The following is a 15,945-nucleotide window of genomic DNA, read 5'->3' as shown; positions in this document are numbered from 1 at the left end:
CCGTCGTGAGGGTGTCGATGCCGGCCGCCGAGGCCTCAGGACAGCGCCCGTGACCCTTGTGGACTGGTTGCGTGCGCTTCCGGATCAGGCGTTGACCCGGCTCTTCCTCCTACGGCCGGACCTGGCGACGCCGCCCCCACCGGACTTCGAGGTGCTTGCGGCCCGCCTGGAGATCCGGGTCAGCGTGGCCCGCGCGTTGGAACGTCTCGACACGGGCGCCTGCGAGCTCCTGGAGGCGTTGACGATCCTTCCCCGGCCGGTGTCCCTGGCGGAGCTGACAAGGTTCTGCGGGCATTCGGAGGTGTCCGAGCCGGTGGGCCGGCTTCGTGACCTCGGGCTCATCTGGGGCGACGATGCCGAGCTGCGGGTCACCGGGATGGTCGTCGACCTCCTCGGCGTGCGCCCGCTGGGGCTCGGCCGTCCCGTGCGAGCCTGCCTGACGACGTACCGGCAGTCCCAGCTCGCCCGGCTCCTGACCGCGGCCGGCCTGCCGGTGCCCCGGGGCGCGGTCGACGAGACGACGACCGGGGTCGCCGTCCGGGAAGCGATGATCGACGCGTTGAGCGACGCCTTCGCGGACGCGGATCGGGTGCGGGAGTGGATCGAGACCTGCTCCTCCCGGGCGCGGCAGCTGCTGGACCGGCTGGCCGCGGGTCCGGCGCTCGGCGCCACCACGGAGGCGGGCCGGTTGCTGGGGGTGTCCGCGGCCCGAACCCCGGTGGAGGAACTACTCGCCCGCGGCCTGCTCGTCGGATTGGACGAGGAGACCGTCGAGCTGCCGCGCGAGGTTGGGCTGGTCGTGCGCGGCGAGCATCCGGCCGGGGTCCTGCACCCGCATCCGCCCGCCGTCGAGGGAGAGGTCGTCGGGGTGGCGGCGGTTGACGCCGTGGCGGCCCTGGCGGCGGACACCCTCGTCCGGTGGGTCACCACCCTGCTGGACGCTTGGGGCGYGAGCCCGGTCACTCCGCTGCGCACCGGCGGGTTGAGCGTGCGGGACCTGCGGGCCGCCGCGAAACTGCTCGACGTTGACGAGCGGACCGCGGCCTTCGTGGTGGAGCTGGCCGCGGCGGCCGGCCTGGTTGACGCGACCGCGGGGGTTGACGTCCAGTACGTGCCGACCACGGCCTACGACCGCTGGGGCACCGACCTGGTGGCGGCCCGGTGGGCCGTACTGGTCGAGGGCTGGCTGCGCTCGCCGACCGCCGCCTGGCTGGTCGGCGAGCGGGACGAACGGGGCCGGCAGATCGCTCCCCTGTCGCTGGACGTGCGGCGGCCGGCCGTGCAGGACCTGCGTGCCCAGGTCCTGCGGGCGCTGGCCGCGGCGCCCGCAGGGGTGGTGCCGACCGCGGAGTCGTTGCGTGCCCTGCTGACCTGGCGAGCGCCCCGGCGCGGCGGAATGCTGCTCGCCGGGATGATCGACGGAACGATCGTCGAGGCCGAGCTGCTCGGGCTGACCGGCCGGGGCGCGCCGAGCACGGTCGGTCGGTTACTCGCCGCCCAGCTCGACGCGGAGAACGCCGATCCGACGCGGAACGTGGGCGTGCCGAGCCGATCGGCGGCTGGTGATCCAGGGCTGTGCGTCAGGCTCGCCGACGCGCTTGCGCCGCTGCTGCCCGAGCCGGTCGRGGAGCTGCTGCTGCAGGGGGATCTCACCGCGGTTGCCCCGGGCCCGCTGGTACCCCGGGTGGCTGCGGAGCTGGCGCGGATGGCGGATGTCGAGTCCGCGGGCGCGGCCACCGTCTATCGGTTCTCCGAGGCCTCGCTGCGTCGCGGCCTGGACTCGGGCCTGGTAGCGGAGGACATCCACGCGATGCTCGTCCGTCTCGGTCGAGGCGGGGTGCCGCAGGCCCTCACCTATCTGATCGACGACACCGCCCGGCGGCACGGCCGGTTGCGGGCCGGTCCCGCCGCGAGCTACCTGCGCTGCGAGGACACGGCGCTGCTCGCCGAGGTGGTCGCCAACCGGCGTACCCAGGCGTTGGGGCTGCGCCGGATCGCGCCGACGATCGTCATCTCCCCACTGCCGACCGCGGAGATGCTCGCCGGCCTGCGCAACGCCGGGTTCGCCCCGGTCGCGGAGGCCCCGGACGGGCGGGTGGTGCTGCGCCGGCCCGCCGCCCATCGGACGCCGGCGCGTCCCCGCGCGGCGTCGGTCGACGTGGCCGACACCCGGATCAACCAGCTGCGCGACGTGGTCCGGCTGGTCCGCCGGGGCGACGACAGCGCGCGGGCGGTCCGGGCGGCCGGCGAGGTTCCCGGCATCGAGGTCGGGCTCACCCGGTCCGCGCCGTTGATCCTGGTGCTGCTGCAGGGAGCCGTCCGGGACCGGCGCCGGGTGCTGCTGGGCTACGTTGACCAGCAGGGTGCGCCGAGCGACCGGATCGTGCGGCCCACCGTCGTCGAGGGCGGCTGGCTCACCGCGTGGGACGAACTCAGCGCCGGCCCGCGTCGTTTCGTCCTGCACCGGGTGACCGGCGTCGCTGACATCGACGACGCGTTCGGCGGACCGCCGGTGGCGGCGGACTGGTCGGCCGCCGCGGAGGATCTCGCCGATCCGCCATGAGCCGGGCGGGCCRGTGGGCCGGTGGGCCGGTACCTGTACCGGTACCGGTGTGCCCGCTTGCCCGCGGGACCCGCGGTGGTTTCGGTCGGGCTTCGGCCCCTCTGGTTACCGTGTCGGTGGTCGGCTGTACCGTCGAAGGGCGCCGGTGAACGAGCAGCGCGCCGCCGGTGTGRTCGTGCCGGTGCTACGCCGGTGGCCTGCACCGCACCGATCGGTGCAGGGCGGCTCGTGTTGGYGGTTCACTGATGGGTCGATACCCACGGCGGAACCTACGGCGGACGGAAAGGGCGGTGGCGGGTGACGGACGGCCCGTTGATCGTCCAGTCGGACAAGACGTTGCTGCTCGAGGTCGAGCATCCCAGTGCTGTCGAGGCGCGGTCGGCCATCGCTCCGTTCGCCGAGCTCGAACGGTCTCCGGAGCACGTGCACACCTATCGGGTGACGCCGCTGGCGCTGTGGAACGCCCGGGCCGCCGGTCATGACGCCGAGCAGGTTGTCGATGCGCTGGTTCGCTTCTCCCGTTACGCCGTGCCGCACGCCCTGCTCGTCGACATCGCCGACACGATGGATCGCTACGGTCGGCTGCGCCTGGAGAATGACCCGGCCCACGGGTTGGTGTTGCGTGCTCTCGACCGGGTGGTGCTCGTCGAGGTGGCCCGGGCCAAGAAGGTCGTGCCGATGCTCGGCTCCCGCATCGACGACGACACGATCGCCGTGCACCCCTCCGAGCGCGGCCGGCTCAAGCAGGTGCTGCTCAAACTCGGGTGGCCGGCGGAGGATCTCGCCGGCTACGTCGACGGCGAGGCGCACCGGATCGACCTGCGCCAGGACGGCTGGGAGCTGCGCGACTACCAGAAGGGCGCGGTAGCCGGGTTCTGGGAGGGCGGGTCGGGGGTCGTCGTGCTGCCTGCGGGCGCCGGGAAGACCATCGTCGGCGCCGCGGCCATGGCCCAGGCCGGGGCGACCACGCTGATCCTGGTTACGAACACGGTCGCCGGCCGGCAGTGGCGGCACGAGCTGCTGCGCCGCACCTCRCTGACCGAGGAGGAGATCGGCGAGTACTCCGGGGAGCGCAAGGAGATCCGGCCGGTCACCATCGCCACCTACCAGGTGATGACGGCCCGGCGTAAGGGCGAATACCTGCACCTGGAGTTGTTCGGGGCCCGGGACTGGGGTCTGATCGTCTACGACGAGGTGCATCTGCTCCCGGCGCCGGTCTTCCGGATGACCGCCGACATCCAGTCCCGTCGTCGGCTCGGCCTGACCGCGACCCTCGTCCGGGAGGACGGCCGGGAGGGCGACGTCTTCTCGTTGATCGGGCCGAAGCGGTATGACGCCCCGTGGCGGGAGATCGAGGCACAGGGCTGGATCGCGCCGGCGCAGTGCACCGAGGTGCGCGTCACGCTCACCGAGGACGAGCGGATGGCCTACGCCGTCGCCGAGCCGGAGGAGCGGTACCGGATGTGTGCCACCGCCCGCAGCAAGCGGGCGGTGGTGGAGCGTCTCGTCCGCCAGCACTCCGATGACCGGGTGCTGGTGATCGGCGCGTATCTCGACCAGCTCGACGAGTTCGGGGAACTGTTGGACGCCCCGGTCATCCAGGGTTCCACCCGTAACCGGGAGCGGGAGCGACTGTTCGAGGCGTTCCGGACCGKGGAGATCACCACACTGGTCGTTTCCAAGGTCGCGAATGTCTCCATCGACCTGCCGGAGGCCGGGGTGGCCGTGCAGGTCTCGGGCACGTTCGGTTCCCGCCAGGAGGAGGCCCAGCGGCTCGGTCGGGTGCTGCGGCCCAAGGCCGACGGCCGCACGGCGCACTTCTACACGGTGGTGGCCCGCGACACCCTTGACCAGGAGTACGCGGCGCACCGCCAGCGATTCCTCGCCGAGCAGGGCTACGCCTACACCATCGTCGACGCCGACGACGTCTGCTAGCCCCGCACAGGCCTTCGGCGGGCTTCCCGGGGTAGCGGTCGGCGTCGCGCCATCACTCCGAGTCGGGCGGGTCGATCAGCTCGGCCGGCTGGATCGCCACCGGAAAGGGCTGGGTGGCGGTGAAGGTCTCCTTCCCGCTGACCGTGCGGGTGGCGAGGTACGCGTCGGCGACCAGGTCGTACGCCTCGATGGTGGYGGTGTCCGGGTCGATCAGCCAGCAGGACGGCACGCCGCGTTGCCGGTAGAGATCGAGTTTGAGGGTGCGGTTGTAGCGCCGGGTGCTGGCGTCGGCCACTTCGATGACGAGGGACGGGGTGTCCCGGAACCGACGGCCGGTGTCACCACTCGCCGCCGCCACCACGACGTCCGGCACGAGCAGACTGCGGGGGGACAGCTCCACCCCGATCCCGGCCGGCAGGATATGAGCTCCGGAGGTGGCCGTGTCCGCCAGGATCCGGACCAGGCGCGCCGTGACGCGGGCCCGCAGCGGTGTCGGCCATGGTCGCAGGACGCACAAGCCGTCCAGGAGTTCGAACCGAGCGTCGTCATGCCCGCCCGTGTCGAGATCTTCCACGGTGACCGGGGGGGTGGGAACGGTCATCGAGGGGCGATGGGAGCGCGGCTGTGCGGGGGCCTGAACCACGATGGCTATCGTGCCTGTTGCCGTGGCCGCTGTCTAAAGCTGGCATGCGTTAATTGTCCGTGTCGCGACAAAAGGTCGAAGTCTAACGAAGACGACCTTCGAATTGTTCAAAAGGAGTGATATAAAGCTCTTGTCTCTTGGATTACCCGATGATAATTTGGTCGCCGTCGATGGCGGCCGAGAAGAGCGTTCTTGGAAAGATCGTCTTTGGGAGTGCCTTCCGGCGTTCGCTCCGTCCCGAGTGGCGCCCGGCTCCCACGCCAGAGAGCTTGCCCCCGCGGAACCTCCCGTCCGCGGGGGCAAGCCTTTCCCCGCACGGAGCCTTCGGCCGTGATGCACGGGCGAACGCACGAGGGCGGCCCCGGGAGAACCGGAGCCGCCCTCGTCCAGACGGTGGTGCAGGGTACAGCGGGTGACGAGCTGGACTAGAAGTCCATGTCGCCGCCGCCGCCCGGGACTGCCGGGGCCGGGTTCTTCTCCGGCTTGTCGGCGATGACGGCCTCGGTGGTGAGGAACAGGCCGGCGATCGACGCGGCGTTCTGCAGGGCGGAGCGGGTGACCTTGGCCGGGTCGATGATGCCGGTGCCGATCAGGTCGACGTACTCGCCGGTGGCCGCGTTCAGGCCGTGGCCGGTCGGCAGGTTGCGGACCTTCTCGACCACGACGCCGCCCTCGAGACCGCTGTTGAAGGCGATCTGCTTGATGGGCGCCTCGAGCGCGAGCCGGACGATGTTGGCACCGGTCGCCTCGTCGCCGGACAGGTCCAACTTCTCGAAGGCAGTGATCGACGCCTGGAGCAGCGCGACGCCGCCACCGGCGACGATGCCCTCCTCGACAGCGGCCTTCGCGTTGGACACCGCGTCCTCGATGCGGTGCTTCTTCTCCTTGAGCTCGACCTCGGTGGCCGCGCCGACCTTGATGACGGCGACGCCGCCAGCCAGCTTCGCGAGCCGCTCCTGGAGCTTCTCGCGGTCGTAGTCCGAGTCCGACTTCTCGATCTCGTTGCGGATCTGGCTGACCCGACCGGCGATCTGGTCGGGGTCGCCGGCACCCTCGACGACGGTCGTCTCGTCCTTGGTAACGACAATCTTCCGGGCACGGCCGAGCAGGTCGAGCGAGGTGCTCTCGAGCTTGAGGCCGACGTCCTCGGAGATGACCTGACCACCGGTCAGGATGGCGATGTCGCCCAGGATCGCCTTGCGGCGGTCACCGAAGCCGGGGGCCTTCACCGCGGCGCTCTTGAAGGTGCCGCGGATCTTGTTGACGACCAGGGTGGCCAGCGCCTCGCCCTCGACATCTTCGGCGATGATCGCCAGCGGCTTACCGGTCTGCATGACCTTCTCCAGCAGCGGGAGCAGGTCCTTGACCGCGGAGATCTTGCTGTTGACGATCAGGATGTACGGGTCGTCCAGGACGGCTTCCTGACGGTCCGCGTCCGTGACGAAGTACGGCGAGATGTAGCCCTTGTCGAAGCGCATACCCTCGGTGAGCTCGAGCTCGAGGCCGAAGGTGTTGCTCTCCTCGACGGTGACGACGCCTTCCTTGCCGACCTTGTCGAGCGCCTCGGCGATGAGGCCGCCGATGGCCGAGTCACCCGCGGAGATGGACGCCGTGGAGGCGATCTGCTCCTTGGTCTCGACCTCCTTGGCCTGCTTGGACAGMTCCTCGGAGACGCGCTCGACCGCGACCTCGATGCCCTTCTTCAGCCCGAGGGGGTTGGCGCCGGCGGCCACGTTGCGCAGACCCTCGCGCACCAGGGCCTGGGCCAGGATGGTGGCGGTGGTGGTGCCGTCACCCGCGACGTCGTTGGTCTTCTTCGCGACTTCCTTGACGAGTTCCGCGCCGATCTTCTCGTACGGGTCCTCGAGCTCGATCTCCTTGGCGATGCTCACACCATCGTTGGTGATCGTGGGGACGCCCCACTYCTTCTCCAGCACGACGTTGCGGCCCTTCGGCCCGAGCGTGACCTTGACCGCATCGRCCAGCTGGTTCATGCCGCGCTCCAGGCCGCGCCGAGCCTCCTCGTCGAAGGCAATGATCTTCGGCATGGTTTCTGGGTCCTCCCAGTGGGATGGCAGGTTCGATGGCCTGGCCCTAACGACGCCCGCGACGGACGGCTCCCGCCTGCTCCGGACCCGGGTGATGCACCTCGGACACAGCGCGGATCGGGCAGCCTCGCCGTTTCAGCCTTGGCACTCCCTAGGCGAGAGTGCCAGGTCTTGTTTAGCACTCGGCCTGGGTGAGTGCAAGCTGGCCCATGGTTCCGCGTGCCCGACGCCGATCCCCCGCGGCACCCCGCCGTCGTCCGCRGCCCTTCCGTTGGTCCGGCGTGGTCCACGAAGTTCGTCGAATGCGCTGTGCCGTGCCGGGCCCGAGTCAGTCGTCGCCGAGGCCGGCGGCCTCGAAGGCGCGCAGCGACGGCTTGATCGTCGCGGTCGGTCCGCCCGTCTCGACGAGGGGGTCGAGCGTCTTCAGCCCATCGCCGGTGTTGTAAAGGACGGTTTCGGCGGCCGGGTCGAGCAGCCCCTCGCGCAGCAGCCTGCGCAGGGTGGCCACGGTGACGCCACCGGCCGTCTCGCCGAAGACGCCCTCGGCGCGGGCGAGCAGCCGGATCCCGTCGATGATCTCCTCGTCGGTCACGTCCGTGATAGCCCCGCCGGTCCGCCGAGCCACGTCGAGGGCGTAGGGGCCGTCGGCCGGATTGCCGATCGACAGCGACTTGGCGATTGTGGCGGGCCGGACCGGGGCGACCGTCTCGACGCCGCGGGCGAACGCGGCGGCCACCGGGTTGCAGCCGGCCGCCTGCGCACCGAACACCCTGTACGGCGTCGGCTCGACCAGGCCGAGCCGGCCGAGCTCACCGAAGGCCTTGTCGATCTTTGTTAGCAGTGAACCGGAGGCGATCGGCACGACGACCTGCTCGGGCAGCCGCCAGCCGAGCTGCTCGGCGACCTCGTAGCCGAGCGTCTTGGATCCCTCGGCGTAGAAGGGGCGGACGTTGACGTTGACGAACGCCCATTCGTACTCTCCGGCCAGCTCGCTGCACAACCGGTTCACGTCGTCGTAGTTGCCCTGGATGGCGACCAGCGTCCCGCCGTACACCCCGGTGGAGACCGTCTTGCCAGCCTCGAGGTCGTGCGGTACGAGCACCACCGAGCGCAGCCCGGCACCGGCCGCGTGCGCCGCCACCGACTGCGCGAGGTTGCCCGTCGAGGCGCAGGCGACCGTGGTGAAGCCCAGCTCACGGGCGGCGGTGAGCGCCACGGAGACGACCCGGTCCTTGAAGGAGTGGGTGGGGTTGGCGCTGTCGTCCTTGATATAGAGCGTCTTCATCCCCAGCTCCGCGGCGAGCCTCGGGGCCGGGCGCAGTGGCGTCCAGCCGGCCCCGAGGGAGACCCGCCGCGCCGGGTCATGCCCGGCGGGCAGCAGCCCGACGTAACGCCACAGGTTCGCCGGACCACGTTCGATGGACTCTCGGGTCACACGAGCCAGCAGGTCCGGGTCGTAGGCGATTTCCAGAGGAGCGAAGCATTCCACGCACACATGCGTAGGGGACAGCGGGTAGGTGGCGCCGCAGTGCCGACAGGACAGCGAGACCGCGGGGTTCGCGACCTCGAGGGTGGGACTGGTGGCACGCTCGGGCGCGAGTGTCATGAAGAAGCTCCTCATCTTTCCCGGGGCAGTCTGCCACCAGGCCGGAATTAGCACCTGCCGCGCACGGGATGCGGGTGGTTGCCGGGGCTTCGCTGGGCCGTTCCCTCTGCCCCTCTGGATGAGCCAGATGAAGTTGTCTGTCCGTACTGTAGACCGTGCGCGGGTGGTCGTGCACCGGTGTTGCCTCTGGTTGTGGACATGATATGGGTCGGTCGGAGGTTTCTCGGTGTGGTCCCACCGGTGCGGGCGGGGCCTGCCCGCTCCTACCGGCCGCGCGTGCCCCCATGCCCGGAGATCGACCCGATCATGCCAGAGCCAGGGAGTCTGTAACAGTGAGTATCCGCGTCGTCTATACCGATCTTGACGGCACGATGGTCGGTCCCAAGGGTTGTTTCTTCCGGGCGGAGGGGGGAGCGATCACGCTGGAGCCGGCTCGCGCGCTCGCCGAGCTGCACGACGCCGGCATTGCGCTGGTTCTGGTCAGCGGGCGTACCCGTCCGCAGCTTCTCGAGGCCGCGGCGATCTTCGGTGCGGACGGGTTCATCGGGGAGCTCGGCGCGATCGTCGGCTGGAACGAGGGGCGCGACAGCGAGATCCTGCGCGGCGCGATGCCGCCCGACTTCGACCAGGTACCGGAGTACCTGCTCGACCGGATGGTCGAGCGCTACCCCGGGCGGCTGGAGCTGCACACCCCCTGGCACTCCGGCCGGGAAGTCGACGTCATGCTTCGCGGGAAGATCGACGTGTCGGAGGTCGACGGCTGGCTCACCGAGACCGGATTCTCCTGGTTGAGCATGCGTGACAACGGGCTGATCTCGCCGGTCCACATGCCTGATCTTGGGGTGAATCCGCACGTCTACCATCTGGTCCCGGACGGTGTGGGTAAGGGGGACGCGGTCGCCTACGACCTCAAGCGGCGCGGGGTGTCACCGGCCGAGGCGATCGCCATCGGCGATTCCGCCAGCGACCTGGCCATGGCTCCCCATGTCGGGCGGATGCACCTGGTCGCGAACGCGGTGCGGCACCCGGACATCGCCGCCCTGCTGACGCGGTACGACAACGTCACGGTCGAGGCGGGCCCGGTCGGCGCCGGCTGGGCCAGCGCGGTGCGAGCGGCCGCCGCCGTCTGAACGCCGCCGTCTGAACGCGGTCCGCGCGTCGACGTTCGGCCCCGGCAGGGCAGACCGGACGGTCACCGGTCGGCGGCGAGGGCGTGCAGTTGGTCGGCGAACCAGCGCTGGGGCGGTAGCCGCCCGGCGACGGCGGCCAGCTCCTCGGCGCGCCGACGCCGTTCGGGGGCGGGCATCGTCAGGGCGGCGTGCAGGGCCCGCGCGGTCGCCTGGATGTCGAACGGGTTGACGACCAGCGCCGCCGTGCCCATCTCCGCGCAGGCTCCGGCCTCCCGGGAGAGCACGAGGACGGCATCCCTGGTCGAGACGATCGGCCCCTCCTTGGCGACGAGGTTCATGCCGTCCCGGATCGGGTTGACGACGAGCACCTCCGCGAGTGAGAGGGYCGCGATCGACCGGGGGTAGTCGTCGGTGATCTCCAGCCGCAGCGGCAGCCAGGTGTCCGTGGCGAACTCGTCCTCGATCTCCGCGGCCAGGCGCTGCACCGCGGCGGTGTACTCCCKGTACTCCGGCAGATCGTGCCGTGACGGGTAGGCGCAGACCAGGTGCATCACCTTGCCGCRCCATTCCGGACGGGTGCGCAGCAGCTCCCGGTAGGCGTCGAGACCGCGGACGATGTTCTTGGACAGCTCGGTGCGGTCGACCCGGACGATGAGCCGCCGCCCGCCGGCCAAGTCGACCAGCTCGGCGGCCCGGGCGGCCACGTCGGTGGCGGCGGCCCGGCCAAGCAGCTCGTCCGCGCTGACGCCGAGCGGATGCACCCCGATCCGCACCGTTCGGTGCCGCCCGGCCTCCCGTCCCGACCCGGCCTCCCGTCCCGACCCGGCCTCCCGTCCCGACCCGGCCTCCCGTCCCGACCCGGCTCCCCGTCCCGACCCGGCTCCCCGTCCCGACCCGGCCGTCCCGATGGTCACCGCCCGCCGGTCGATCCGCAGTCCGAGGAGGTCGCGGCAGCATTCCTGGAACGCGTCGGCCCAGGCGTCGGTGAGGAACCCGAGCCGGTCGGCGCCGAGCATGCCGCGCAGGATCTGTTCGCTGACGTCGTCCGGGAGAATCCGGAAGTACTCCGGCGGTGCCCAGGGAGTGTGGCTGAAGTGGGCGATCCGCAGATCCGCCCGCAGCGCCCGCAGCCGGGCCGCGACCAGGGTCAGGTGGTAGTCCTGGATCAGCACCGAGGCGCCCGGGGCGGCCTCGTGCGCGAGAGCCTGGGCGAACATCTCGTTGTAGGTCTCGTACGCCTGCCAGTCGCGGCGGAACGCCGGGCCGAAGACCGGCTGCGACGCCGGCGCGTAGAGCAGGTGGTGGATGAACCAGAGCGTGCGGTTCGCGACCGCGTTGTAAGCGCGGTCGAAAACGACCTGGTCGACGTCGAGCATCCGGACGGCGGTGCCGTCGGTGTCGTGGCCGGCGAGATCGAGGCGGCCGGCAGGCGCGGAACGCGCCGCCCGGCGATCGGAGTCACTGAGGGCGGCACACACCCACGCCATCGGACCGTCACCGTTGTCGGCCGCCACCCGGCTGAGGCCACTGACGAGGCCGCCGGCGCCCCGCCGGATCCGCAGCCTCCCGTCGTCCCCGACGGCGAACGCCACCGGCCCCCGGTTGGAGGCGACCAGCACCCGCGCGGTGCCGGTCGGCCACAGCCGCGGCAGGGTGTCTTCCTCGGCTCCCGGCATCCGACGCACACTGCGGAGAGTAGGCCATCCGCTCAGCCCTGTACGCCGGTCCATCAAGATCGTATTTTTGGGCGGCGGAGGCTCACGAATCGGCGACAGATGTCTCACGGAAATGCCCCTGGCTCAGGTTTTCCATCCAGAGAGATCACGTACAGTAATGAATCATCGAGTTGGTGGCGCTGACGAACACGCACCGGCGGATCGTCGGCATTGAGATGCTGGTCGGCCCGAACCGGCCGTACGGCGGTGGCGCCGAGCCCACCCTGACGGCGTGGATCCGCCTGCGGGAGGACGACCACMCGCCGGACACGAACCGGCTGATGCGGGTGGGATGAGCCCCGGGCGGGCTGAGCGCGCTCTGCGGGGATGAGCGAACAGGGCGCGGGCGGTCAGCCGCTGAGCCGCTCGACCAGCACCTCCAGCAGGGCGACCATCCCGGGGGGCCCGCCCACGACCAGGTCGGCGCGTTCGCGGATCACGTCCGGGACCTCCGGGCTGTCGCTGCACACGGTGATACCGGGCAGCCCGCCCGCCCGTAGCTCGTCGACGGCCTCGAATGCCGGCAGATCGCCGTAGTCGTCCCCGGCGACCAGCACCGAGCGCGCCTGGCAGGCCGCGATGAGCCTGCGCAGCGCACCGCCCTTGTCGTGCCCGGGCGGACGCAGCTCCAGCACTCGCTTGCCCGGTGCCGCCTCCATCCCATGGTCTTCGGCGAGGGCCRTCAACGCCGGCGTGAGCGCGGCGAGCGCCGAGTCCGGATCGGCGGTGCRCCGCACGTGTACCACCAGCGCCTGGTGCTTGTCCTCGACGGCGGTGCCGACCGGGGCGTCGCGGAGCAGTTCGGGCAGCGCCGCGCGGACCGCGGCGACACCGGGCAGCGGCTCGGGACTGCTGATCGCGCGGCTGCCCGAGTCCCAGCGTTGCAGTCCGTACTGGCCAAGGATGATCAGGTTCCCGAAGTCGGGGATCTTCTCCAGCCCGGTCAGTTCCAGCAGAGAGTCCACCGGCCGTCCGGTGATGATGGCGAGGGTGCCGATCTCATGGGAGATCCGGCGCAGCGCATCCATCGCCCCCGGCGCCGGGACGGCGTCCGACGGCCGCGGGACGATCGGCGCGAGGGTGCCGTCGTAGTCGAGGGCGATCAGGGCGCGTTCGGGCGCGGTGAGCAGGGCGGCGAGTCCAGCGCCCCCRGCGGGTGTGCGGGGGGCGGGTGGGCTGTTCGGCGYGGATTCGGTCACTGGGCCTTCCTCGGTCACGGGTCGAGGTGGTCGGGCGCCGGTGAGGAGCGCGGCGCGGCGGTCAAGTGATCATTTTTCCGGATGGGCGGGGAAGTCGCGGGTGATCACCAGGATCAGTGTGTCGGTGGAGACGATTCTGGTCTTCGACCGGGGCACGATGCTCTCGATGCCCGGCATCGCCTCCTTCAGGGCGCGGGCGGCGTCGGCGTCGGCGTCGTCGTAGAAGACCGTCGTCACCGGGACGTTGTAGATCGACTGGTAGTTGCCCACCCGCTCGACCCGGAACCCGGCCGACTCGACCTGCTTGGCGGCCACCTCGGCGAGTCCGGCGATCCGCGAGTTGTTCAGGACGACCACCGGGGCTGTGGCCTTTGGTCCCGGCGGGGCCGGCGGCTTCGTCGCGGTGGACGCGGACGGCGCCGGCGTCGGTTTCGGGGACGCCGACGCCGTCTTCGTGGCCCTCGGGCCGGGGGCCGGGGCCGCCGCGCGGTGCGGCGGCGGGGCCGGAGTGGTCCGGCCGCCGCCGGCTTGGTCCGTGCCCGGCCGCGCCGAGCGCGTCGGGGCCGCGACCTGGGTGGTGGAGCCGTCCGTGTTGGACGAGCCGTTCAGCAGATTGACCACCAGGATGCCCGCGAGTACGGCGAGAACCGCGACGACGCCCGCGCCGAGGGTGTGGAGCCGGTCCGGGCGCCACCGGTGGGGACGCCGCTGCGGTGCGTTCGTGGCATGTGTCATGCGTGGTCTTACCTCTCGGCCCGGTCATGTCGGCCGGATCGGGCCGCCCGGCGTTGCTCCCGCAGCCGGCGCAGCCGGCGGACCAGCATCGGATCGGCTATCAGCGCGGCTTCCGAATCGATCAGCCGGTTCAACAACTGGTAGTAGCGTGTTGATGACAGTCCGAACTCGACCCGGATCGCCTCCTCCTTGGCTCCCGGGTGACGCCACCAACCCTGCTCGAAGCGCAACATGCGACGATCGCGATCGGACAGTTCGTTCGGCGGGACGTCCGCCCGCGCCGGTTTCTCGGGCGCCGGTTTCTCGGGCGGCAGTCTCTCGGGCGGCAGAGGATGTGCTGCCTCCACAGCGGGACCTCCTCGGGACGCATCCGGGACGATGGGCGCGATGGTGCGCCGACGTACCACGCCCGGTATGGTGCGCCGCCCACTATTTCACCCCGTGGGTCCGACATCTTCGGCGTCTCCGGCGACACACGTCCCGCCCACGGCCCGGCCGCCCGGCGCGGATACGATGAGATGTTCGCGGGAGGCCCCCACCCGGTTCCGGCCAGCTCCGAGTTCCGGCCAGCTYCGAGGGCCCCGATTGGCTACCGTTGGCGCTGATTGACTTMCGGGCAGGCGGGGCACGCCGTGTGGTGGCCTACCCTTGGCCGGTGAGCCGGCGCTTCACCCGCACCACCGAGGACTTCGTCTGCCTGGTCTGCGCGACGGCCGTGCGTGGTGACGGGTACACCAACCACTGCCCGTCCTGTCTGTCGTCGCGGCACGTCGACGTCAACCCCGGCGACCGGGCGGCGCGGTGCGGCGCTGTGATGCGGCCGGTCGCGGTGGAGAGCCGTACGCACGATCTGGTCATCACGCACGTCTGCGAGCGGTGCGGGCATCGGCGCCGCAACCGGTCCGTCCCGGCGGACGATCACGACACGCTGCTGGCGGTCGCCGCCGCGGCCGCGCAGGCTGCGACGGCCCCAGGGCTGCCGGCCCCAGGGGCACGACCGCCGCGCCGCCCGGGGCGCGCGCGGCGGTCATGACCGCCGGTCAGGGATACAGACCCCGGGTCCGGTGGGCGTCGGCCACCCGGCCGACCCCGATGACGTGCGCGGCGTTGCGCATGCTGATCTTCTGGGTCGTGGCCAGCAGGGAGACCTCGCGGTACGCGCGGTCCATCAGCGCCCGGAGCCGGTCGCTGACCTCGTCCTCGGACCAGAAATACGCCTGGATGTCCTGCACCCATTCGAAGTACGAGACCGCCACCCCGCCGCCGTTGGCGAGGATGTCCGGCACCACCAGGACGCCCCGGTCGTCCAGGACCTGGTCGGCCTCGGCGGTCACCGGGCCGTTGGCACCCTCGACGATGATCGGCGCGCGGACCCGGTCGACGTTCTCGACCGTGATGACGCCCTCCAACGCCGCGGGGACGAGCACGTCGACGTCGAGCTCCAGGAGCTCGTCGTTGGTGATCGTGTCGGTTCCCGGGTAGCCGACGACCGTCTCCGCGCCGCCGGCGAGATGGCGGATGAGGGCGGCCGGGTTGAGTCCCTGCGGGTTGTAGATCCCGCCCTTCACGTCCGAGACCGCGACCACAGTGCAACCGGCGTCGTGCAGGTACTGGGCCGCGAGCGCCCCCACCTTGCCGAAGCCCTGGACCGCGATCGTCATCGCGTGCGGGTCGCGCCCGGTCTCGCGCAGCGCGGCGAACACCGAAAGCTGCACCCCCAGGCTGGTCGCCCCGGCCCGACCGGCGGAACCGCCGATGGACAGCGGTTTGCCGGTTACCACACCGGTGGTGGTGTACCCGGTGTGCGCCGAGTAGGTATCCATGATCCAGGCCATGGTCTGCTCGTCGGTGCCCACATCCGGTGCCGGGATGTCCTTCTCCGGTCCGATCAACGGGACGAGTTCGGCGGCGTAGCGCCGGGTCAGGCGTTCGCGTTCCGGCAGGGAGAGCATCGCCGGTTCCACCGCGATGCCGCCCTTGGCCCCGCCGTAGGGGATCCCCATCAGCGCGCACTTCCAGGTCATCCACATCGCCAGCGCCTTGACCTCGTCGAGGTCGGTGGTTGGGTGGAAGCGGATCCCTCCCTTGCCCGGGCCACGGGCGAGGTTGTGCTGGACGCGATAGCCGGTCAGCACGGTCAGCTGACCGTCGTCGCGCTGTAGCGGAACGCTGACGGTGATCGCCCGGCGGGGCGTGCGGAGCAGGTCGTGCATACCGTCGTCAAGGCCCAGATGACGAGCCGCGTTCGCCAGTTGAACGCAGGCCGTGTCCCATGCTGAGCCGGATCCGAGGATCACAGGCACCTCCGCGGCGCGTTTCGAGCCACCCTTCGCCGCCGAACGCGCCGCCCGGTCCGCCGGCCACGGCGCGC

At 71.1% G+C, this 15,945-nt stretch carries 13 protein-coding genes and 1 riboswitch; of the genes, 5 read left to right on the top strand and 8 right to left on the bottom strand.

Features of this window, described 5'->3' with window-relative positions; all coding sequences use genetic code 11:
* The first annotated feature begins 49 nt into the window (after positions 1-49).
* Positions 50-2,563: a helicase-associated domain-containing protein gene (locus Manayef4_RS00955; RefSeq protein ID WP_070130302.1), complete on the top strand. Its 2,514-nt coding sequence runs from the start codon at positions 50-52 to the stop codon at positions 2,561-2,563.
* A 297-nt stretch (positions 2,564-2,860) separates the two neighbouring features.
* Entirely contained in the window at positions 2,861-4,498 is a 1,638-nt protein-coding gene (locus Manayef4_RS00950) for a DNA repair helicase XPB (RefSeq protein ID WP_070130301.1), read from the top strand.
* A 52-nt stretch (positions 4,499-4,550) separates the two neighbouring features.
* On the opposite strand, the gene Manayef4_RS00945 is transcribed toward Manayef4_RS00950, so the two are convergent.
* The 3 genes from Manayef4_RS00945 to thrC form a co-directional block, all read right to left on the bottom strand.
* Complete coding sequence (locus Manayef4_RS00945) at positions 4,551-5,099, bottom strand: Uma2 family endonuclease (protein ID WP_070130300.1); 549 nt, start codon at positions 5,097-5,099, stop codon at positions 4,551-4,553.
* Positions 5,100-5,566: 467 nt separating this feature from the next.
* Positions 5,567-7,189, bottom strand: coding sequence for a chaperonin GroEL (gene groL / locus Manayef4_RS00940; protein ID WP_070130299.1), 1,623 nt, complete (start codon positions 7,187-7,189; stop codon positions 5,567-5,569).
* 328 nt (positions 7,190-7,517) lie between these two features.
* Positions 7,518-8,795: a threonine synthase gene (gene thrC, locus Manayef4_RS00935; RefSeq protein WP_011438751.1), complete on the bottom strand. Its 1,278-nt coding sequence runs from the start codon at positions 8,793-8,795 to the stop codon at positions 7,518-7,520.
* Positions 8,796-8,803: 8 nt separating this feature from the next.
* Positions 8,804-8,920: riboswitch (SAM riboswitch) on the bottom strand.
* Between the two features lie 207 nt (positions 8,921-9,127).
* Here thrC and Manayef4_RS00930 point away from each other — a divergent pair.
* Complete coding sequence (locus Manayef4_RS00930; protein ID WP_011438750.1) at positions 9,128-9,925, top strand: HAD hydrolase family protein; 798 nt, start codon at positions 9,128-9,130, stop codon at positions 9,923-9,925.
* A gap of 62 nt (positions 9,926-9,987) precedes the next feature.
* On the opposite strand, the gene Manayef4_RS00925 is transcribed toward Manayef4_RS00930, so the two are convergent.
* Positions 9,988-11,601, bottom strand: coding sequence for a trehalose-6-phosphate synthase (locus tag Manayef4_RS00925; protein WP_083282214.1), 1,614 nt, complete (start codon positions 11,599-11,601; stop codon positions 9,988-9,990).
* Positions 11,602-11,774: 173 nt separating this feature from the next.
* On the opposite strand from Manayef4_RS00925, the gene Manayef4_RS24640 reads away from it, so the two are divergent.
* On the top strand, positions 11,775-11,936 hold the full coding sequence (locus Manayef4_RS24640) for a hypothetical protein (RefSeq protein WP_175443282.1): 162 nt from the start codon (positions 11,775-11,777) through the stop codon (positions 11,934-11,936).
* Positions 11,937-11,990: 54 nt separating this feature from the next.
* Here the strand turns inward: Manayef4_RS24640 and otsB are convergent, their stop codons facing one another.
* From otsB to Manayef4_RS00910, 3 genes are all read right to left on the bottom strand, one after another.
* Positions 11,991-12,839 (bottom strand): trehalose-phosphatase, encoded by an 849-nt coding sequence (otsB, locus tag Manayef4_RS00920; protein ID WP_139139947.1) that lies wholly within the window; start codon positions 12,837-12,839, stop codon positions 11,991-11,993.
* A gap of 69 nt (positions 12,840-12,908) precedes the next feature.
* Positions 12,909-13,574 carry a LytR C-terminal domain-containing protein gene (locus tag Manayef4_RS00915; RefSeq protein ID WP_011438747.1) on the bottom strand — a complete coding sequence of 222 codons (666 nt, stop codon included), beginning with the start codon at positions 13,572-13,574 and terminating at the stop codon, positions 12,909-12,911.
* A gap of 8 nt (positions 13,575-13,582) precedes the next feature.
* Complete coding sequence (locus Manayef4_RS00910) at positions 13,583-13,921, bottom strand: DUF3263 domain-containing protein (RefSeq protein ID WP_023840660.1); 339 nt, start codon at positions 13,919-13,921, stop codon at positions 13,583-13,585.
* A 308-nt stretch (positions 13,922-14,229) separates the two neighbouring features.
* Here Manayef4_RS00910 and Manayef4_RS00905 point away from each other — a divergent pair, with 308 nt between their 5' ends.
* Positions 14,230-14,607, top strand: coding sequence for an RNHCP domain-containing protein (locus Manayef4_RS00905; RefSeq protein ID WP_049761025.1), 378 nt, complete (start codon positions 14,230-14,232; stop codon positions 14,605-14,607).
* Positions 14,608-14,614: 7 nt separating this feature from the next.
* On the opposite strand, the gene Manayef4_RS00900 is transcribed toward Manayef4_RS00905, so the two are convergent.
* Positions 14,615-15,871, bottom strand: coding sequence for a Glu/Leu/Phe/Val dehydrogenase (locus tag Manayef4_RS00900; RefSeq protein WP_011438744.1), 1,257 nt, complete (start codon positions 15,869-15,871; stop codon positions 14,615-14,617).
* Positions 15,872-15,945: the final 74 nt, after the last annotated feature.

The organism is Frankia sp. CgMI4 (assembly GCF_001756285.1).
GTDB classification, from domain to species: Bacteria; Actinomycetota; Actinomycetes; order Frankiales; family Frankiaceae; genus Frankia; species Frankia casuarinae.
This window is presented reverse-complemented; position numbering and strand designations above follow the sequence as displayed.

What these genes read in the sequence shown, in the direction of transcription:
- thrC (WP_011438751.1), bottom strand. Translation starts at nt 8,795, where the DNA reads ATGACACTCGCGCCCGAGCGTGCCACCAGTCCCACCCTCGAGGTCGCG.
- Manayef4_RS00915 (WP_011438747.1), bottom strand. Translation starts at nt 13,574, where the DNA reads ATGACACATGCCACGAACGCACCGCAGCGGCGTCCCCACCGGTGGCGC.